This window comes from Marinobacter sp. SBS5 (genome assembly GCF_048285575.1).
GTDB lineage: Bacteria > Pseudomonadota > Gammaproteobacteria > Pseudomonadales > Oleiphilaceae > Marinobacter.
The window spans coordinates 785,051-803,164 of sequence record NZ_JBLWAZ010000001.1 but is presented as its reverse complement, the minus strand read 5'-3'; the positions used below and the strand labels follow the sequence as shown (position 1 = coordinate 803,164).

18 protein-coding genes are annotated in these 18,114 nt (G+C 56.5%); 9 read left to right on the top strand and 9 right to left on the bottom strand.

Annotated elements, in window-relative coordinates; all coding sequences use genetic code 11:
• Window positions 1-15 precede the first annotated feature (15 nt).
• Together ACNQ6O_RS03915 and ACNQ6O_RS03910 are read left to right on the top strand one after the other, a co-directional pair.
• Window positions 16-342 (top strand): Na+/H+ antiporter subunit G, encoded by a 327-nt coding sequence (locus ACNQ6O_RS03915; protein ID WP_418051929.1) that lies wholly within the window; start codon window positions 16-18, stop codon window positions 340-342.
• A 30-nt stretch (window positions 343-372) separates the two neighbouring features.
• Entirely contained in the window at window positions 373-2,019 is a 1,647-nt protein-coding gene (locus ACNQ6O_RS03910; protein WP_418051928.1) for a fatty acid--CoA ligase, read from the top strand.
• A 60-nt stretch (window positions 2,020-2,079) separates the two neighbouring features.
• On the opposite strand, the gene ACNQ6O_RS03905 is transcribed toward ACNQ6O_RS03910, so the two are convergent.
• The 4 genes from ACNQ6O_RS03905 to ACNQ6O_RS03890 all read right to left on the bottom strand — a co-directional run bounded on the left by ACNQ6O_RS03905 (window position 2,080) and on the right by ACNQ6O_RS03890 (window position 4,956).
• Window positions 2,080-3,333: a D-amino acid dehydrogenase gene (locus ACNQ6O_RS03905; RefSeq protein ID WP_418051927.1), complete on the bottom strand. Its 1,254-nt coding sequence runs from the start codon at window positions 3,331-3,333 to the stop codon at window positions 2,080-2,082.
• A 35-nt stretch (window positions 3,334-3,368) separates the two neighbouring features.
• On the bottom strand, window positions 3,369-3,728 hold the full coding sequence (locus ACNQ6O_RS03900) for a translation initiation factor Sui1 (RefSeq protein ID WP_418051926.1): 360 nt from the start codon (window positions 3,726-3,728) through the stop codon (window positions 3,369-3,371).
• Between the two features lie 21 nt (window positions 3,729-3,749).
• Window positions 3,750-4,277 carry a DUF4136 domain-containing protein gene (locus ACNQ6O_RS03895; RefSeq protein ID WP_418051925.1) on the bottom strand — a complete coding sequence of 176 codons (528 nt, stop codon included), beginning with the start codon at window positions 4,275-4,277 and terminating at the stop codon, window positions 3,750-3,752.
• A 73-nt stretch (window positions 4,278-4,350) separates the two neighbouring features.
• The gene (locus ACNQ6O_RS03890; protein ID WP_418051924.1) at window positions 4,351-4,956 is read right to left on the bottom strand and encodes a YigZ family protein; all 606 of its coding nucleotides are present in this window, start codon (window positions 4,954-4,956) and stop codon (window positions 4,351-4,353) included.
• Window positions 4,957-4,966: 10 nt separating this feature from the next.
• Between ACNQ6O_RS03890 and ACNQ6O_RS03885 the strand changes: the two genes are divergently transcribed.
• On the top strand, window positions 4,967-5,182 hold the full coding sequence (locus ACNQ6O_RS03885) for a hypothetical protein (protein WP_418051923.1): 216 nt from the start codon (window positions 4,967-4,969) through the stop codon (window positions 5,180-5,182).
• Here the strand turns inward: ACNQ6O_RS03885 and ACNQ6O_RS03880 are convergent.
• The gene (locus ACNQ6O_RS03880; RefSeq protein ID WP_418051922.1) at window positions 5,159-6,475 is read right to left on the bottom strand and encodes a sensor histidine kinase; all 1,317 of its coding nucleotides are present in this window, start codon (window positions 6,473-6,475) and stop codon (window positions 5,159-5,161) included. The two genes, ACNQ6O_RS03885 and ACNQ6O_RS03880, sit on opposite strands and share 24 nt — an antisense overlap.
• Window positions 6,472-7,161, bottom strand: a complete 690-nt coding sequence (locus tag ACNQ6O_RS03875; protein WP_418051921.1) for a response regulator transcription factor — start codon at window positions 7,159-7,161, stop codon at window positions 6,472-6,474. Before ACNQ6O_RS03875 ends, ACNQ6O_RS03880 begins: the two co-directional genes overlap by 4 nt.
• Window positions 7,162-7,327: 166 nt before the next feature.
• Here ACNQ6O_RS03875 and ACNQ6O_RS03870 point away from each other — a divergent pair, with 166 nt between their 5' ends.
• The 3 genes from ACNQ6O_RS03870 to ACNQ6O_RS03860 all read left to right on the top strand — a co-directional run bounded on the left by ACNQ6O_RS03870 (window position 7,328) and on the right by ACNQ6O_RS03860 (window position 9,617).
• Window positions 7,328-7,684: a hypothetical protein gene (locus ACNQ6O_RS03870; protein WP_418051920.1), complete on the top strand. Its 357-nt coding sequence runs from the start codon at window positions 7,328-7,330 to the stop codon at window positions 7,682-7,684.
• A gap of 61 nt (window positions 7,685-7,745) precedes the next feature.
• On the top strand, window positions 7,746-8,900 hold the full coding sequence (locus tag ACNQ6O_RS03865) for a GNAT family N-acetyltransferase (protein WP_418051919.1): 1,155 nt from the start codon (window positions 7,746-7,748) through the stop codon (window positions 8,898-8,900).
• A gap of 51 nt (window positions 8,901-8,951) precedes the next feature.
• On the top strand, window positions 8,952-9,617 hold the full coding sequence (locus ACNQ6O_RS03860; RefSeq protein ID WP_418051918.1) for a hypothetical protein: 666 nt from the start codon (window positions 8,952-8,954) through the stop codon (window positions 9,615-9,617).
• 19 nt (window positions 9,618-9,636) lie between these two features.
• Here ACNQ6O_RS03860 and ACNQ6O_RS03855 read toward each other — a convergent pair whose 3' ends face one another.
• Both ACNQ6O_RS03855 and ACNQ6O_RS03850 read right to left on the bottom strand, forming a co-directional pair.
• A complete protein-coding gene (locus tag ACNQ6O_RS03855; RefSeq protein ID WP_418051917.1) occupies window positions 9,637-9,948 on the bottom strand; it encodes an AzlD family protein in 312 nt (103 codons plus the stop codon).
• A complete protein-coding gene (locus tag ACNQ6O_RS03850; RefSeq protein WP_418051916.1) occupies window positions 9,938-10,684 on the bottom strand; it encodes an AzlC family ABC transporter permease in 747 nt (248 codons plus the stop codon). Before ACNQ6O_RS03850 ends, ACNQ6O_RS03855 begins: the two co-directional genes overlap by 11 nt.
• A 303-nt stretch (window positions 10,685-10,987) precedes the next feature.
• Here ACNQ6O_RS03850 and ACNQ6O_RS03845 point away from each other — a divergent pair, with 303 nt between their 5' ends.
• The 3 genes from ACNQ6O_RS03845 to ACNQ6O_RS03835 all read left to right on the top strand — a co-directional run bounded on the left by ACNQ6O_RS03845 (window position 10,988) and on the right by ACNQ6O_RS03835 (window position 17,161).
• Window positions 10,988-14,491 (top strand): indolepyruvate ferredoxin oxidoreductase family protein, encoded by a 3,504-nt coding sequence (locus tag ACNQ6O_RS03845; RefSeq protein ID WP_418051915.1) that lies wholly within the window; start codon window positions 10,988-10,990, stop codon window positions 14,489-14,491.
• Window positions 14,492-14,556: 65 nt separating this feature from the next.
• Window positions 14,557-15,657, top strand: coding sequence for a Glu/Leu/Phe/Val family dehydrogenase (locus ACNQ6O_RS03840; RefSeq protein ID WP_418051914.1), 1,101 nt, complete (start codon window positions 14,557-14,559; stop codon window positions 15,655-15,657).
• A 91-nt stretch (window positions 15,658-15,748) separates the two neighbouring features.
• Window positions 15,749-17,161 (top strand): sodium-dependent transporter, encoded by a 1,413-nt coding sequence (locus tag ACNQ6O_RS03835; RefSeq protein WP_418051913.1) that lies wholly within the window; start codon window positions 15,749-15,751, stop codon window positions 17,159-17,161.
• A gap of 30 nt (window positions 17,162-17,191) precedes the next feature.
• Here the strand turns inward: ACNQ6O_RS03835 and ACNQ6O_RS03830 are convergent, their stop codons facing one another.
• Complete coding sequence (locus tag ACNQ6O_RS03830) at window positions 17,192-17,923, bottom strand: spermidine synthase (protein ID WP_418051912.1); 732 nt, start codon at window positions 17,921-17,923, stop codon at window positions 17,192-17,194.
• Window positions 17,924-18,114 lie beyond the last annotated feature (191 nt).

Genomic DNA, 18,114 nt, shown 5'->3' with positions numbered 1-18,114 from the left:
CGAAAGAGGCATTCCATGAGTCCACTTGTTGAATACATTGTTTCTGCCCTGCTGATTCTGGGCGGCGCGTTCACCCTGATTGGTGCTATCGGTCTGGCCCGTTTGCCAGACTTTTTCACCCGCTTGCATGGCCCCACTAAAGCGACCACAGTGGGTGTCGGCGCGATCATGCTAAGTTCCGTGATCTACTTCAGTAGCCACGGCTTTGGTATTTCTGAAATACTGATCACCGTATTTCTATTCATGACGGCGCCGGTCAGCGCCAACATGCTGGCGAAAGCCGCGATGCACATAGGCGTCAAGCCCATGAAAGACACCCAAGGGAATCCCTGGGAGCAATAACAACAAACAAGAGACACGAGGTGTTCCGAGATGGCCAAAACAAAAATTCTTCAGCCAGCAGACAATGCCTACCAGTACCCGCTACTGATCAAACGACTCCTGATGTCCGGGCCCCGATATAACCCGGATCAGGAAATCGTCTACGCCAATCGCAGCAAGTACACCTATAGCGATCTGGTCGATCGCGTTCACCGCTTGGCGAACGCGCTGACCGATGCCGGTGTAAAAGCTGGAGATACCGTTGCCGTGATGGATTGGGACACACCTCGTTACCTGGAGTGTTTCTTTGCCATCCCCATGATTGGCGCCATCCTGCACACCGTGAACGTGCGGCTATCACCGGAACAGATCGTCTATACCATGAACCATGCTGAAGACGATGTGGTGCTGGTACACGATGACTTCATGCCAATTATCGAAGGTGTGAAAGACGACATCCAGACTGTCAAAACCTGGATTCAGCTCACCGATAACGATTCTGCAGTCGATACCTCCATAGCGACCTTGGGCGAATATGAGACCTTACTGAGCAAGGCCCACAATCAATTCGACTTCCCGGACTTCGACGAGAACAGCGTCGCCACCACCTTTTACACCACCGGCACCACCGGCAACCCCAAAGGGGTCTATTTCAGCCACCGCCAGCTGGTTCTGCACACGCTCGCTATGACCGGCACCCTGTCTGCCTACGATGAAATGCCGTTCCTGCGCTCGTCTTCCGTTTACATGCCGGTAACGCCCATGTTCCACGTCCATGCGTGGGGCGTACCCTATGCGGCCACGTTATTGGGTATCAAACAGGTGTATCCGGGCCGGTACGAACCAGAATTGCTGGTCGATCTGCTCAAAACCCATAAGGTCACCACTTCGCACTGCGTGCCCACCGTTATGCAAATGATGATGGGTACGGAGTCGATTAAAACTGCGGATCTGAGCAACTGGCATGTTCTGATCGGGGGAAGTGCTCTCACCAAGGGCCTGTGTGATGCCGCGGCCAAGCTGGGCATCAAGATGTACACCGGCTACGGCATGTCGGAAACCTGCCCACTTTTGAGCGCCACCTACCTCAAGCCGGAAGATCTGGAATTGCCGCTGGAAGAACAAACCCACATCCGCGTAAAAACCGGTATTGCGGTACCCATGGTTGAGTTGGAGATTGTTGACCCGAATGGCGAGCCGGTTGCCCACGACGGAGAAGCCAAAGGCGAAGTGGTTGCTCGCGCTCCGTGGCTGACTCAGAACTATTTCAAAGAGCCCCAGAAAGGCGAAGATCTGTGGCAAGGCGGCTGGCTGCACACCGGCGATGTAGCTTCAATGGCGCCGGATAATACGCTGACCATTAAAGACCGAATCAAAGATGTGATCAAAACCGGCGGTGAATGGTTGTCGTCTCTGGACTTGGAAAACCTGATCAGCCAACACCCGGCGGTTGCCGGTGCCGCTGTCGTAGGCGTACCAGATGAAAAATGGGGCGAACGGCCTTACGCGCTAGTGACCTTGAAGCCCGGTGAAACGATTGGGCAGGAAGAGATTCAACAGCACCTGCAGAAATTTGTGGAGAGCGGCGAGATCAACAAATGGGCGATTCCCAGCCAGATTGATTTCGTGGCAGACATCCCGAAAACCAGCGTCGGTAAGATCAACAAGAAACTGATACGGGACCAGCTGGCCGAGTGATCCGCCCGCTAACTAAAAAGCCAGTACCCGTTCTCGCGTACTGGCTTTTTTATGTGCGATTCACAGCCCAGTGAACGCAAAGTCCACGTCTGGCTTACGCCCGTCCACAATGTCCGCCAGAGCAGCAGCGGAACCACAGGAATGGGTCCAACCTAACGTGCCATGACCGGTATTGAGGTACAGGTTACTGAACGGACTTTTACCAATGTATGGCACATTGGAAGGCGTTGTTGGCCGAAGCCCGGTCCAGAACGCTGCCTGCTCCCAATGCGCTGCATCTGGCATAAGTTCAGCCGCCCTGCGAACGATAGCACGGCACCGAGTACTGTTCAGCGTCCGGCTATACCCACCCAACTCTGCGGTACCGGCAACCCGAATACGATCACCCAGCCTGGAGTAAACCAGCTTGAACTCGTCATCGGTCAAACTCACGTTAAAAGCGGCTTCTTCGTTTTTGACCGGTACCGTAATGGAATATCCCTTGGCAGGGTAGATATTCAAAAACAGCCCTAACGGCCGCGCGAGCAACGCACTGAAACTCCCTAAGCTCAAGACATAGCTATCGGCCCGGAGCGTTTGGTGTTTGCCTTGACTCAGGGCTTGCACACCAAGAATCCGGTCGCCCACTTTCTCGAAACCCAATACATCGGTGCCATAAAGAAACTCAACGCCGGCTTCCCGGCAGCGCTCAGCCAGTGCTTGGGTAAACTTCCGGGCATCGCCACTTTCGTCTTCTGAGGTATAAGTGGCACCCGCAATGCGATGGCGAATGGGCTTCAGGGCCGGTTCAAGTTCCACCGCACGATCCGCTTCAACCACCTGCCGATCACAGCCCAACTCACGCATAATCCTCGCCGGCTCCAACGCAGCTTCAAATTCTTTGGGGTTGGTATAAAAGTGGAGAATGCCTTTTTCGAGCTGGTCGTATTCCAGGCCAATATCCTTGCGCAAGGACTGGAGCTGGCCACGACTGTAAGTGCCCAGATTCACCATCTGGCGAATATTATGGGCGGCTTTGGCCGAGGTGCACTGCCCCAGAAAGGAAAGCGCCCAGCGCCATTGGTATGGGTCTAGCCCCGGGCGAAACAGCAAGGGTGCCTCGGGTTGAGCAAGCCACTTAAGAACCTTCAGCGGGGCTGCCGGATTAGCCCAGGGTTCAGCGTGGGAGACGGAGATCTGGCCACCATTGGCATAACTGGTCTCGAGCCCGGATTGAGGTTGACGATCGACCACCGTAACCTGGTGCCCCTGCGCCTGAAGAAACCAAGCCGTAGTAACTCCCACGACCCCAGCGCCCAGTACCAGAAGGTGCATACCTCTTGTTCCTTAATATTCGTTTGAATAGAGCCTCAGCCGCCGGACCGCTTAACCGTCCATCCTTTTTGCTGAAGCAGGGGTACCAGAAGATCTCGATGATCGCCCTGAATCTCAACCACGCCGTCTTTTACTGTACCACCTGTGCCACATTTTGCTTTTAGCACTTTGGCGTAGTCCTTCAGGGCTTTAGTGTCCATAGGAATGCCTGTAATCAAGGTCACACCCTTACCTTTTCGGCCTTTGGTTTCGCGACTGACCCGCACAACGCCATCACCTTCAGGCTGCACTGGCTCGCCGCAAGAACACTCGGAGACCGGGTTTCGGCAGCCCGGGCACATACGCCCCTGCTCGGTGGAAAACACCAGGCCACCTTCGCGCTTCTTCATACCCATGAACAAAATCCTGTCTGCTAATCAGTTCAAGCCCGGAGGGTATTTCGAAAACATTTCCGAGACAACCTCATCAATCAACTTGCGACGTGTTTCAGGAGACTGGTTTTCATTCAGGTAACGACGACTGGCCGCGCGCCAGACCACTTCAGCACTGTCTTGATCAACCAATTCCAGTACCAGCTTTCCTTCGGTCACTTCGCGAACCGGGGCGGGCGCCGCCATGCCCCAGCCAAAGTTTCCACTACCAAACCCAAAGCCGAGCCCTACGCCGGTTTGCTCCAGACGCTCTTCCGACACAATCTGCCAGCTGACCAACAAGTCCGCATCGCCCTTCGCCACTTTCTTCATAGCTTTGCGGTTAAGTTCCCGCTCAACGGCACTGCGCACCCGCGCATCATCCAGAGAGGCAAAGCCGGAACCTTGCTCCATTGGCGCATAGGCCCAGCTGCTGTAATTACCAAAGACCGTCGCTGTGTTGTAATCGGTCACCACATTGCTGGCACAACCAACCAGAATAGTCGTCATGGCTGCAATCAATAAAACACGCATAGGTTTTCTCCTGCTTTGGAGGCTGTCAGTGTCATTATACCCGCAGCGGCCGGCATTCGGCTCACCACGTCCGTCAGGTTTCAAAACGGTAATCCAGTTTCTGAGCGTCGCAAAAGGCGGAAAATTCCCCCTGCCGGACCTCAGGAACGGATACCCGAGCGTACACTCTGGCACGGTAATCAATCGACTCGATGCTACCTTCGTGGCCATCACACCAATGCCTCAGTGGTTGCTCATCAGCAAAATCCAGTTCCACATGAGCCTGAACCCTGGCCTGTTGAACCACCCTGTCCACCTCTGACAACACGCTCTCAGCCGCTCCGGCATAGGCACGCACCAAGCCGCCAGCGCCGAGTTTAATGCCACCAAAATAGCGCACCACAATCACCAGCACATCGCCCATGTCTTTATGCTGAATCACGTTCAGAATCGGCTTGCCCGCTGTGCCGGAAGGTTCGCCGTCGTCGTTCATCGCGGCCTCTGCCGCAGAGCCGGGGCGGCCGATCTGATAGCCCCAACACACATGGCGGGCATCCGGATAGTCCCGGTGCGCCTCGGCTACCCGCTCGCGTACTTCATCACGGCTACCGACCGGATACACCCGGGCGATAAAACGGCTTTTCTTCACTTCCGTTTCTCGCTCAAGGTATCCTGACGGAACCGGGTAATCTTTACTCATGAGGCAACCTATGACATCCAACGACAGTGAACATAAAACACCGGGCACTGCCAGCCCGGCACAATTCCGCAAAGCCGGCTGCGGCATTCGGTTTGAAGAAGACGAGTTGCAGGAAGGCATCGATTTCTCAAATGCCACTCACCTGAAACCCGTTAATGACGAAGCCGAACAAGCGCCAACAACACCGCAGACCAAAGCCCAATCAGCTGCCAAAGAAAACCGGTAACTGAACGGTCACCTGAAGGCCGCCACTCGAGCGGTTGCGAGCGGTAATAACCCCGTCATGGGCATGGATGATATCCCGCGCAATGGAAAGCCCCAAGCCCCAGCCTTTACCGCCGCGAGATTCGTCGGCACGGAAGAATGGCTCAAACAGCTGATTGAGCATGTCCTCTGGCGCGCCGGGGCCCTCATCAGCAATCGACACTTCCACCTGCCTGCTCGAAACCGAAAGCTCAACGTCAACGGATTGGCCCGGCGGCGTGTGATCCAACGCATTCTGCAGAACATTATCGAATGCCCTCTGCAACAAGCCCGAATCGCCCAAAATCGAAACGGTGACAACGTCATCACTCGCCACTAATTTACAATCTACCCCTTGCTGCTCCGCGTAATCACTCGCGTCACCCAACACCCGATTCATCAACGACAAGGGTTTGACCGGCTGCTGTTCGATGGAACCTCCATTTTCAGACACACGATACAGCGTCAGAATCTGGCCGGTCATGGCTTCAAGCCTCTCGTTTTGGCGCAAAATACTTTCCATGAGCGCAGGGTCTGCGCCCTCGTCACTGGCCAGCTCAATAGCAACCCGCTGCCGGGCCAGAGGGGTTCTCAGATCGTGGGAGATGTCTCTCAACAATCGATTGTGGCGATCCAGTAACTGGCACAAGCGATCAGTCATGGCATTAAAGGCTGTGGCCAGCTGCCCCACCTCGTCACGGCGGTGAGCAATGGCATCGGCCACCCGCAAATTGGTATCGCCATGGGCGATCGAGCGAGCCGTCCCTTCCATATGTTTGAGCGGCCGAGAAACGAAGCGGGCAATCCACCAACAGGCCAACGATATGATGAAAAAAGCCAACGCCAGTTCAATCATGCGGAAAAAGCCCGGATGCAGCCAGCCTTCGCCGCCCATTCGGGGCCAGGCAATCAACTGAAAACCGCCGTCCAAATCCAGCACCGCGGGCTTGCTTGGGTGCCAGCTGGATTTAATGCGTTCGCGAACGCTGTGCGGCAAACGATGTTGACCACGTTCCTTTTCAATCAGCATCAAATGAAGCTGCAGCCGCTCACCTTCAACACGAAGAAATCGCCATGCTTCGTTCTTACCAAGCTGCTGCCTTAGATTCACCGCCTCATTGGCAATCTCATGCAAACCCACCTGGCGTTCAATGGCTTGGCGTTCCCGGTCCAGCAGAAAGCGTGTAGCAAGCTGACTCGCCACCACCGTCACCACCATCGCCAGCCAAATGGACAGAAAAATGCGCCAAAACAAAGGAAACTTAAAACGCGTCATTCAGTGGGCACCCGATAGCTGTATCCAAGGCCCCGCACCGTTTCGATTCTGGGCGGGTCGTCATTTCCGAGTTTTTTGCGTAAGTTGCTCACATGCATATCCAACGTGCGGTCGTAGGCTTCGAGCCTGCGCCCTAAAGCCCACTGCATCAGGTCGGTTTTACGAACCACACTGCCCGCACGGGCAAGCAATACCTGCAACACCTCGTATTCGGTCGCGGTCAGCTCAAGGGGCTTATCGTTCTGATAGATACGCCGCTGATCCGGCTCAACCCGCAGGTCTCCATAGACCCGACTGGCATCTACATCTGCCTGCTGATCCCAGGCTACCCGTCGTAGTATGGCCTGCAAGCGTGCGACCAGCTCACGAGGGTTACAAGGTTTGGGCATGTAATCGTCTGCGCCGACTTCAAGGCCCACAATCCGGTCGGTTTCATCCCCCCGGGCTGTTAGCAAAATCACGGGAAGATGGGTTTTACCTCGCAATTCACGCAGCACATCCAGACCATTGATGTCCGGCAGCATGATATCCAGAACCACAATATCGCAATCCTGCCCCAAGGCCAGCGACAGACCGTCACGGCCATTCGCCGCCTCTCGCACACTGAAGCCTTGTGTTGTTAAATAACGCGCCAGCAATTGCCTCAGCTCATCGTCGTCTTCGACCAGCAATACCCGATTCTGCATTTCTGCCCCTCAACCTTTATCTGCAGCTAGTCTAGCACGGTGCCCCGGCGCCTCTGCTGCGCCAACTTTTCCCTTTACCCAACCTTTACACAAGCCTGACGCTCACTGACGTTTTAAGGGCGTAACATGGGTTCCGTAGACAGTCGAAAATCACGAGGAACACATCATGAAAGTACATACTTCTGTAATGACCGCGGGCGTACTGATGGCCGCTCTGCTCGCAGCCAGCCCTGCTGCATTTGCCTATGATCACAAAGGAATGGATCACCACGAAGGCAAACGGGACAAACAAGAAATGTGCGAAGACTTCCGCGAAGGCAAAGGAAAATTTAGCAAGGAGCACCGGGATGAACGCCAGAAAGAGATGCAGGAACATCGCGCCGAAATGGCCGACCGCCTGATGCTCACCGATGAGCAGCGCGTGATCTGGAGCAAGATGCACGACGAGCGCCAGGAAAAGCATCATAAGCGCATGGAAAAGTGGCATCAGAAAATGGAAAAGCGCTGCGACGACATGAAATAGTGATCAACCCTCGGGTTCTGTCGTATGGTATGGCCGTCGTTTCACAGAGCTCAATATCACCATGGCAGCACCCGAGATCACGGTAACAACCTGCGCCAGCATCGCGGACATTCCGCAAGCGGAGTGGCTGCGGCTGGCCGGTTGCACCAACCCATTTCTTCGCTACGAATTCTTTCAGGCGCTGGAGGCTTCCGGCTGTACCCGCCCGGAAACCGGCTGGACACCCAGCCACCTGATTTTCCGTCTAAACGGTCAAATCTGCGGCGTAGCGCCGGCGTACCTGAAAAGCCATTCGATGGGCGAGTATGTGTTCGATTGGGGCTGGGCGGAAGCCTATCAGCGCCATGGCCTGCCCTACTATCCAAAACTGCTGATCGCCGTGCCCTTTACGCCCTCTCAAGGCCCACGCTTACTGTTGGATGACGAAGCCAGAGCCCGGCTAGTGCCGGAAACGCTGGACGACCTGCTCACCAACCTGACGGCACAACTTGGCGCACATTCCTGGCACCTGCTGTTCCCCAACGCAGCGGATCAGGCTTTACTCGGCCATGACGAGGAGCTCCATCGCATAGGCTGCCAGTTTCATTGGCACAACCGGAACTACCAACACTTTGACGACTTCTTAGCGGAACTCACCTCCCGCAAACGCAAATCCATCCGCAAAGAACGGCGGCAGGTAGCGGAGCAAGGCATCCGCTTTCGCCATCTTCATGGGCGAGACATCTCGGATCAGGTGCTGTCAGCGTTTTACGTGTTCTATCAGGCCACCTACCTGAAGCGCGGCCAACGGCCCTATCTCAACAAAGCCTTCTTCGAACAATTACGAGAAAACCTGCCCGAGCACCTGCACGTGATCATGGCCATACGAGACGGCGAAATGATTGCCGGCGCGCTGTTTCTGGCAGGCGAATCAACGCTTTATGGCCGCTACTGGGGATGTCTGGACGAATACAACCATCTGCACTTTGAAACCTGCTACTACCAAGGCATTGAACTTGCGCTAACACTAGGCCTTCAGCATTTCGATGCCGGCGCCCAAGGCGAGCACAAACTGGTGCGAGGCTTCGAGCCTGTCATCACCCACTCTTGGCACGGCATCTTACACCCTGGCTTCCGGGACGCGATTGCGGAGTTCACCCGAGAAGAAGCCGAGCAGGTGACCGGCTATTTTGACGATGCCCACTCGGTGCTGCCCTTCAGGCAACAGGATCAGTAATAGGCTCTATACTGTAAGCCTAGAACAGGAATTCGACGGAGGTCGAACGCCATGGATGCCGGTCAATTATGGACCATGCTGCCACTCCACAATCTGGCGCTCCTGCTCGCCGCAGGAGCCTCATTGCTTGCCCTGATGGCCATGTTGCTGACTCTGGGTGCCCGAAAGCGCAACAAGCAGCAAATCGCTGCGCTGAGGGAACGGGCCGACAGCCTCTGGCGGGAAGTGGACGAAATGCGCGTGGTTGATTTTAATCAGCCGCTCGGCGCCAAAGTATCCGATCAAGGCTCACGGCTGGATCAAGAACGTTACCGCACCGAGAAGGCAGCCTATGAAATCATCTGGCCGAAAGTGTGGCATCTCCACGACCGGTTGGGCATCTTTCTCCGCGCTGTTGAAGCGGGGGAAGCGGCAAACGAATTGCGCCTTGAAGCTCGCCAAGCCGCCATTGAAGCCCGAAGTCAGCTGAACAAGGGCCGCCCGTTTTGCAGTGAAAACGTTGAAAGTCTGGCCTCAAGGCTGATAGACACAGAAATCAAAGCCCACCTGGCCGCCTGCCAGCATCTGGATCAGAAAAAAGAAGCCGCCAGCGCTCCGTCCAATCATGACCTGCGCGAGCTTCAGGATAAATGCCATACCCTGCACGATGGCGAAGCCCGGGAGCTGCTGGACCAACTAGCATCAACCATCCGTCACCGCACGATAAGACACTCCTAGTAAACGCCAGTACGGACCACTAGCCGAAGTAGCGCACCAGAGCCGCTGCCACCAACCCCACAGAAATCGCCGGAAGCGGCTTGCGGATCGCCAGCATGGTGATTGCCGTAGCCACCAAGGCGGCCAAAGCGCCCGCATCGCCGGACACGGCCATAGGCACGATGATCGCAATCAGAACGGAACTGGCCATGGCGTTGATGAAACTTTCAACCCGCGGGCTGATTTTCACAAACGACATGGCGAAAACACCACCAAAGCGGGTTACCAAGGTGACCAACGTCATGAGAAGAATCAGAACAAGAACGCCGACCGAAGTGGTTTCAATGGTCATGACAGGCTCCTTCTTGCTCCGAGTTTTCAGAGGCTCGAGGCTCCAGCCAGAACAGCCCTACCGCTCCGCCAGCCAAGGCGCCAACAACCACGTGCATGTTGGCAGGCAGCCATTTCCAGGCCGCAAGGGAGGTCACACCAGCGACCAACCAGACCACCACAACCCGAGGCGTGGCTTTGCCGCCCAACACCATCGACAGCAGGAAACAGCCAAGGACCATATCCAACCCAAACGCTTTCGGGTTCTGCAACAAACCGCTGAAGTAGGCACCAAAAGCCGTACCCAATACCCACGCCAGCCACAACACCACGCCACCGCCCAGAATAACTTCTAGATTGCGCCTGCCGTTCTGGTAGTCCTGCGCCGAGACCGCCCAATTGGCATCCGTCAGGAACAGCAACAAGCCATACCGCCGCGCCGGCGATACGTCTTTCAGCATGGGATAAAGCGAGGCTCCCATCAGCAGGTGGCGGGCGTTGATCGCAAACACCACCACAAGCATGGGAATCACCGACACTTCCGCCCCCCACAAGTCCAACGCCCCGAACTGCGAAGCGCCGGCAAATACCGTAAAGCTCATCAGAATGGACTGAAACGGGGACAGGCCGGTCTGAGTCGCCGCCAATCCGAACGCGGCACCAAAGGCGACAACGAACAGGGATATGGGCAGTAACCGGAAGAACTCAGCACGCACCTTGTGCGGCTGAAATTGGTAAGAATAAGTATGAGCAGACATCAAGAGAAACTAAGCCGAAACCTGAGAAACACGAATAGGTAAAAACCACTAACCAAAATTATTTTCCGCCCTCAACTCAAACATTTATGTGCAACACTCACATTTTTCAAAGCACACAAACTCAACACCTGTTGACGTACACGTAAACTTCATCTAGTTTATTTTTCGTCCAGTCCCAAAAGGACAACCCGGCAAATCCACCGGGTAGGACTGATGAAATCTAACATCCGGCCAAAAGCCGGGATTACAAAAACAAGACCTAACCTACCGCCGCGATCCGGCCAGGTAGTAGAGGATTTCAACATGTCAGATCTTTCACGCTCCCCCAAGGGGCTGCGTCCCGTCAGCCTTGACGATGTCTGGAAAAAAGATGCCGGCTCTGTCTACATGAACGGCAGCCAGGCTCTGGCGAGACTCCCCCTGCTCCAAGCCCAACTCGACCGTAACAACAATCTGAACACCGCCGGCTTTATCTCCGGTTATCGCGGATCTCCCCTTGGCGGTTTCGACAAGGTTCTGTGGAAAGCCCGGGACCATCTCAAAGAACGGAACATTCACTTCTTGCCCGGTGTGAACGAAGACCTGGGTGCTACCGCTGTCTGGGGCAGCCAGCAGGTCAACATTTTCGAAGGCGCACGCTACGACGGCGTGTTTGCGCTCTGGTACGGCAAAGGCCCGGGCGTCGATCGCACCGGGGATGTCTTCAAGCACGCCAACGCGGCGGGCACCTCCCGGTTTGGCGGAGTACTGGCGGTTGCTGGCGACGACCACGCCTGCAAATCCTCCACTCTGCCCCATCAGAGTGATTACGCGTTTCTCGATGCCGGCATGCCGGTACTGAACCCCGCCGGCATTCAGGACATTCTCGATCTGGGCCTCTATGGCTGGGCCATGTCACGGTTCAGTGGCTGCTGGATTGGCTTCAAAGCCCTGGCCGAGAATATGGATTCGTCCATTTCGGCCAATCTGGATCTAAGCCGGATCGACATCCGCATTCCCACACAATTTCCAATGCCGGAAGGCGGTCTGAACTCCCGCTGGCCCGACAAACCCATGGAGCAGGAAGAGCGCCTGCACCGGTACAAGTTAGAAGCGGCTAAAGCCTTTTGCCGAGCCAACCGGCTGGATCACACCGTGCTTCCGGTCAAACAGCCCCGACTGGGCATCGTCACCACGGGCAAAGCCTATCTGGATGTTGTTCAGGCGCTTGCTGACCTTGGTTTGGGCGATGAGGAACGTGAAGCCATCGGGTTGGCCGTCTACAAAGTGGCCATGCCCTGGCCTCTGGAACCCGAGGGCATTTATGAATTCGCCTCGGGACTGGAAGAAATTCTGGTGGTTGAGGAAAAACGGGGATTGATTGAAGAACAGATCAAAACCCAGCTCTACACCTGGCAGGATGGCCAGCGCCCCAACGTGATTGGCAAAAAAGACAATCAGGGCAACGACCTGCTACCGACCATCGCCGAACTGACCCCGGCCATGGTGGCACGAGCCATCGCCTCCCGCCTGGATGGCCGCTATTGCAATGACAAACTGCAACAGCGACTCGGTTTCCTGACCGAGAAAGAGAACAGTCTGGCGCAACCCAGAGAGCGACTGGAGCGGACACCTCACTTCTGTTCCGGCTGCCCGCACAATACCTCAACTCAGGTACCCGAGGGCAGTCGGGCCCTCGGCGGCATCGGCTGTCACTACATGGCCACCTGGATGGAACGGGGCACCGACACCTTCACCCAGATGGGTGGTGAAGGCGTTACCTGGCTTGGCCAAGCGCCGTTTACCAACCAGAAACACGTCTTTCAGAACCTGGGTGACGGCACCTACTTTCATTCCGGCATCCTGGCCATTCGCGCAGCCATCGCCTCCGGTGCCAACATCACCTACAAAATTCTCTACAACGACGCCGTCGCCATGACCGGTGGCCAGCCGGTGGACGGCACTTTGACCGTTCAGCAGATCAGCCATCAACTCTACGGCGAAGGTGTACGACGCATTGCGGTGGTCAGCGATGATATCGACAAGTATCCGTCCCGGGCCGATTTTGCCGACCGCACCACCTTCCATCACCGGGATGATTTGGACGCGCTGCAACGTGAAATGCGGGAGCTTGAAGGCTGCTCGGTGATCATCTACGACCAAACCTGCGCGGCCGAAAAACGCCGGCGCCGCAAGCGTGGCACCATGGAAGACCCGAACCAGCGAGTGATGATTCACTCGGATGTGTGCGAAGGCTGCGGAGACTGCGGCATTCAGTCCAACTGCTTGTCAATTCTGCCCAAAGATACGGATGCCGGGCGTAAACGCACCATAGATCAATCTTCCTGCAACAAGGACTTTTCTTGTGTGCGCGGTTTCTGCCCCAGCTTTGTCACGGTCAAAGGTGGCAAGCTGAAAAAACCGGCCGGTATCAGCGCTGACGTAGACTTCCCCGAGCTTCCGGAACCCACTCCTGTTACCGGCAGCAACCCCTACGGCATTCTTCTGACCGGCGTGGGTGGTACCGGCGTGGTTACCGTGAGTGCCCTGTTGGGCATGGCGGCACACCTTGAGGGCAAAGGCGTCTCGGTGCTCGATCAGGCCGGTCTGGCCCAGAAGTTCGGCGCGGTAGTCAGTCATATCCGCATCAGTGACAAGCAAGACAATATCCACGCCGTGCGCATTCCCGCCGGCGAGGCAGACCTGATGATTGCCTTTGACCTGATGGTCTCCGCCACGGACGATGCCCTGGCCAAACTGGATAACCGTTTCTCGCGGGCGGTGGTCAACACCGAGAAAGCCATGCCCGCGGCCTTTACCCGAGATCCGGACATCCAGTTCCCGGGCGAAGCCATGGAGCAGACCGTCAAGGAGGCTTGCCGACCCGATGGCAGCTGGTTCCTGAATGCTGGTGACCTTGCCAAAGCTCTGATGGGCGATGGCATGGCGGTGAACCTGTTCACCGTTGGCTTCGCCTGGCAACAGGGTCTATTGCCACTGAGCGCCGCCGCCATTGAGCGTGCCATTGAGCTCAACAATGTGGCGGTTGAGAAAAACAAACAGGCCTTTCTTTGGGGCCGCCGTGCCGCCCACGACCTGGACCGGGTGATGGCTTTGGCCTTCCCGAAACCGCAGGGCACGCCGGTGCAGGTCATGGAAACCACAGACCAGCTCATCCAACGCAACATGGCACACCTGACCGACTACCAGAACGCCGCTCTGGCCAAACGGTACGAAAAACTGGTGCGCCAAGCTGAACAGACTATCTCTAAAAAACTGGGCCGGGACCCGCTACTGCTCCGGGCCATCGCCGAGAACTACGCCAAAGTACTGGCCTACAAAGACGAGTATGAAGTGGCACGACTGTTCAGCAATGGCAGCCTGCGCAAGCAACTCGAGGAACAATTCGAGGGCGATATTGAGCTGGAATTCAATCTGGCACCACCTCTACTCAGCCGCGGTAAAAACGGCGAACGGCCGAAAAAGCACACTTTCGGCCCCTGGATGGAAACCGTGTTCGCCTGGCTGGCGAAAGCCCGTGGCCTGCGCGGCACCCCGCTGGACCCATTCGGGTACTCCGCCGATCGGCGCTTGGAGCGCAAGCTCATTCGGGAATATGAGGCAGACGTGGTTTTCCTGCTCAAACATCTGAGTAAAGACCACGCCGATGCGGCACGAAACCTGGCTAGCCTGCCCGCGAAGATCCGCGGTTACGGGCCTGTGAAAGAATCCGCCTATCACGCCACCCGAAAAGAACGGACGCAGTACCGGGCCGAACTGAACCCCGGGGAACGGGCCCATCAACAAATTGCCAATGCGGCGGTCTAAAACAAAAACGGCCACCGCAGGCCCCACAAGGGTAGCGGTTGGCCACCGAGAAGAGGTGAAACGCCATGAACGTATTCAGCCATCCGGAGTTCGATAACCACGAACATCTGTCTTTCGTCTGCGATGCCGAAACCGGCCTGAAAGGCATCATTGCCATCCACAATACTTCACGGGGAGCTGCACTCGGCGGTTGCCGAATGTTCCCCTACGCCAGCGATGAAGAAGCGCTGAGGGATGTCCTGCGTTTATCGAGAGGAATGACCTATAAATCTGCCCTGGCCAATCTAGACTTGGGTGGCGGCAAGTCGGTGATCATCGGCGACCCGCGAAAACACAAGACCGAAGCCTTGCTTGAGGCTATGGGCAGGCACTTGGAAAGCCTCGGCGGCCAGTACATTGCCGCTGAAGATTCCGGCACAAGCGTGCCAGATCTGAAAGTGATGGGCCGCCACACCCGGCATGTGGCCGGCGTAACGCCCCGAACCGGGTTTGATGGCCTGCCCAGCACGGGCGATCCCTCGCCGGTAACGGCCTACGGCACCTTTATCGGCCTTAAGGCTGCAGTGAAACACAAACTCGGGACTGATGACCTGACCGGTTTGAAGGTGGCGGTTCAGGGTATCGGCAATGTCGGCTTCCGCCTGGCCCGCTACCTGAAAGAGGCCGGTGCCGAACTGTGGGTCACCGACATTCACACCGACAACCTCAAGCGGGCGGTGGACGAATTGGGGGCAACGCCCGTTGCTTCCGATGAAATTCTGGGATTGCCGGTAGATGTTGTAGCCCCCTGCGCCATGGGGGCCGTGCTGAATGATCAGAGCATTCCTGCGATCCGGGCCGCTATCGTGGCCGGCGCCGCCAACAATCTCCTGGACCGTCCCGAGCACGATGCCGCTCTTAAACAGCGCGGCATCCTCTATGCCCCGGACTTTGCGATCAACGCCGGCGGCATTATTGATGTGTTTTACGAGCGTACCCAAGGCTCACCAGAGCAAATTCGAGCCCATGTGGACACCATTGGTGACACGCTGTCCGAGATATTCCAGCGCTCAGATCGCACCGGGCTTCCTACCGGTGCGATTGCCAATGAACTGGCAGAAGAGCGCTTCAGAAAGCATGCCTCGGGTGCCGGGCTTGCGCCCAAACGGCTGGCTTGCACCGGATGACCTGACTCCGGTGCTTCCCTTTGGGAGCTGCAGAGTTCTGCGGCTCCCCTTTTAACCCCTGAAACAAAAACAACACCTTCGGGAGATCACTATGTCTGTCACTTCATCCGGCTCCGCTACCTATTCGGGTGCCCTTGAGGGCTCCAACGCGAAACGGGGGCTCTGGTCCTCACGGCTCGCCTTTATTCTGGCTGCCACCGGTTCCGCCGTCGGGCTCGGCAATATTTGGAAGTTCCCCTACGTCACCGGCGAAAACGGTGGTGGCGCCTTTGTACTGGTGTACCTCGCCTGCATTGCCGTGGTTGGTATCCCCATCATGATGGCCGAAGTCATGATTGGCCGCCGGGGAGGTCGCAGTCCGGTCAACAGCATTAGGCTCATCACCGAACGCGACAGACTTAACCCAGCCTGGAAACTGGTGGGCGCTATCGGCGTTCTCGCCGGTTTCTTAATACTGTCGTTCTACTCCGTGATTGGTGGCTGGGCCATATCCTACGTAGGCACAACCGCCAGCGGGCAACTGGCCGGGCAATCGGCAGAGGCCGTGGGCGCCATCTTCTCTGGTTTGCTGAGCACCCCTTCTACCCTGTTGCTCTGGCACACTGTGTTTATGGCGTTGGTGATGGTCGTGGTGGCCCGGGGCGTTCGCTCCGGCCTTGAACGGGCCGTCAGCATCCTGATGCCCGCGCTGTTTGTATTGTTGCTGGTGGTTGTCGGATATGCGATGACCACCGGCCATTTCGGTCAGGCTGCGGCGTTCCTGTTTCAGCCGGACTTCTCCAAGCTGACCACCTCCGGCGTGCTGGTGGCCCTTGGCCATGCATTCTTTACGCTGAGCCTGGGCATGGCGGTGATGATGGCTTACGGCTCCTACCTGCCGAAGAACATTTCCATCGCCAAAACGTCCATCACCGTTTCTGTGGTGGATACCGGCGTGGCACTTTTGGCGGGCTTGGCGATCTTTCCGATTGTCTTTGCCAACGGACTGGAGCCGGGCGCGGGTCCTGGTCTGATTTTCCAGACCTTGCCCCTCGCGTTTGGCCAGATGCCCATGGGCTCGCTGTTCGGCACTCTGTTCTTCGTGTTGCTGGTGTTCGCTGCCTGGACGTCCGGCATTTCTCTTCTGGAGCCCATCGTGGAGTGGCTAGAAGAACAGAAGGGTATGAACCGGACCGTCAGCACCCTGGCCGCTGGCGTCGTGTGCTGGGCTTTGGGCATTGCGTCTGTGCTGTCACTGAACTTGTGGGCCGACGTAGCGCCGCTGGGATTCATCCCTATGCTGGAAGGCAAAACCATTTTTGACCTGCTGGACTTCTTCACCGCCAACATCCTGCTGCCGCTGGGTGGTCTGCTGGTCGCGCTGTTTGCGGGTTGGGTGATGTCTCGTCAAGCCATGGAGAACGAACTGTCGCTGTCACCGGGCATGTTCAAGCTGTGGTTTGTCACCGTCCGCTTTATCACGCCGGTCGCTGTGGCTATCGTGTTTATCTACAACCTGATGTAACCAAAAGCCCGGGCGGCGCGCTGCCCGGGTTTAACTTGGCTTTCGGGCCACGTAGACGGTGTTGAAGGATTCCCGGTTTTGGAAGGGGTTGAAGAAGCTGACAACGTGGCAGGCCACATCCTCAAACACTTCATTCAGAACAGCCATAAATTCTGCGTCTTCGCCTTCGTTTGACCACATGGCAAAAATACCGCGCGGCTTCAGCTGCCGGGCCATAAGGCTGATGTTTTTGGTGGTGTAGAAGCTGGCACTGGAGTCGTGAAGTAATGCTCTAGGCGAGTGGTCGATGTCTAATAAGATGGCATCAAATTCTTTACCGGGTGCCTCGGGATCAAAACCACCGGTAGCCGGGTCTGCTACGGCCATGTCGAAGAAGCTGCCGTGTACATATCGGTGGCGGGGGTCGTCGTTTTGTTCTTTGCCCAGGGGCACGAATTCTTGCTGGTGCCAGCCGATGACGGGCTTGAGGTATTCAACCACGACCAGTTCGGAAACACGTTGGTGTTTGAGAGCAGCGACGGCGGTGTATCCCAAACCAAGGCCACCGACTACCACACTGAGGTTGTCACCTTCGGTTTCGTTCAGGCCAATATCAGAGAGAGCAATTTCGGCGTCCACGAACATGCTGGACATGAGAAATTCTTCGCCCAACTTCACTTCGTAAATATCCCGCTCACCCAACGCCGGTATCCTGCGGCGGCGCAGTGTGATTTCCCCGATCACCGAGGGTTGGCTGTCTATTTGTTCGAAAAGCAGTCCCATTTTTTGGCTCTTCCGGTTTATCAGTTTTGGGGAACGGTTTTGTTTGGGAGTTTGCTGCCACTAGCCTTCTAGTTCGTGCAATCGCCAGTGGGTAGGGCGCTTCCAAAAACCGCTCCTTCGGCACCCCTCCGGGGTCCGGCCCGCAATCACAGATTGCGGTCGTTCATCTGTCGCATGAAGCTCCGCTTCAT

Bases quoted from the DNA above. Each gene is read 5' to 3' on its own strand.
- ACNQ6O_RS03915 (WP_418051929.1), top strand. From the start codon at position 16: ATGAGTCCACTTGTTGAATACATTGTTTCTGCCCTGCTGATTCTGGGC.
- ACNQ6O_RS03910 (WP_418051928.1), top strand. From the start codon at position 373: ATGGCCAAAACAAAAATTCTTCAGCCAGCAGACAATGCCTACCAGTAC.
- ACNQ6O_RS03905 (WP_418051927.1), bottom strand. From the start codon at position 3,333: ATGCACCTTCTGGTACTGGGCGCTGGGGTCGTGGGAGTTACTACGGCT.
- ACNQ6O_RS03900 (WP_418051926.1), bottom strand. From the start codon at position 3,728: ATGGGTATGAAGAAGCGCGAAGGTGGCCTGGTGTTTTCCACCGAGCAG.
- ACNQ6O_RS03895 (WP_418051925.1), bottom strand. From the start codon at position 4,277: ATGCGTGTTTTATTGATTGCAGCCATGACGACTATTCTGGTTGGTTGT.
- ACNQ6O_RS03890 (WP_418051924.1), bottom strand. From the start codon at position 4,956: ATGAGTAAAGATTACCCGGTTCCGTCAGGATACCTTGAGCGAGAAACG.
- ACNQ6O_RS03885 (WP_418051923.1), top strand. From the start codon at position 4,967: ATGACATCCAACGACAGTGAACATAAAACACCGGGCACTGCCAGCCCG.
- ACNQ6O_RS03880 (WP_418051922.1), bottom strand. From the start codon at position 6,475: ATGACGCGTTTTAAGTTTCCTTTGTTTTGGCGCATTTTTCTGTCCATT.
- ACNQ6O_RS03875 (WP_418051921.1), bottom strand. From the start codon at position 7,161: ATGCAGAATCGGGTATTGCTGGTCGAAGACGACGATGAGCTGAGGCAA.
- ACNQ6O_RS03870 (WP_418051920.1), top strand. From the start codon at position 7,328: ATGAAAGTACATACTTCTGTAATGACCGCGGGCGTACTGATGGCCGCT.
- ACNQ6O_RS03865 (WP_418051919.1), top strand. From the start codon at position 7,746: ATGGCAGCACCCGAGATCACGGTAACAACCTGCGCCAGCATCGCGGAC.
- ACNQ6O_RS03860 (WP_418051918.1), top strand. From the start codon at position 8,952: ATGGATGCCGGTCAATTATGGACCATGCTGCCACTCCACAATCTGGCG.
- ACNQ6O_RS03855 (WP_418051917.1), bottom strand. From the start codon at position 9,948: ATGACCATTGAAACCACTTCGGTCGGCGTTCTTGTTCTGATTCTTCTC.
- ACNQ6O_RS03850 (WP_418051916.1), bottom strand. From the start codon at position 10,684: ATGTCTGCTCATACTTATTCTTACCAATTTCAGCCGCACAAGGTGCGT.
- ACNQ6O_RS03845 (WP_418051915.1), top strand. From the start codon at position 10,988: ATGTCAGATCTTTCACGCTCCCCCAAGGGGCTGCGTCCCGTCAGCCTT.
- ACNQ6O_RS03840 (WP_418051914.1), top strand. From the start codon at position 14,557: ATGAACGTATTCAGCCATCCGGAGTTCGATAACCACGAACATCTGTCT.
- ACNQ6O_RS03835 (WP_418051913.1), top strand. From the start codon at position 15,749: ATGTCTGTCACTTCATCCGGCTCCGCTACCTATTCGGGTGCCCTTGAG.
- ACNQ6O_RS03830 (WP_418051912.1), bottom strand. From the start codon at position 17,923: ATGGGACTGCTTTTCGAACAAATAGACAGCCAACCCTCGGTGATCGGG.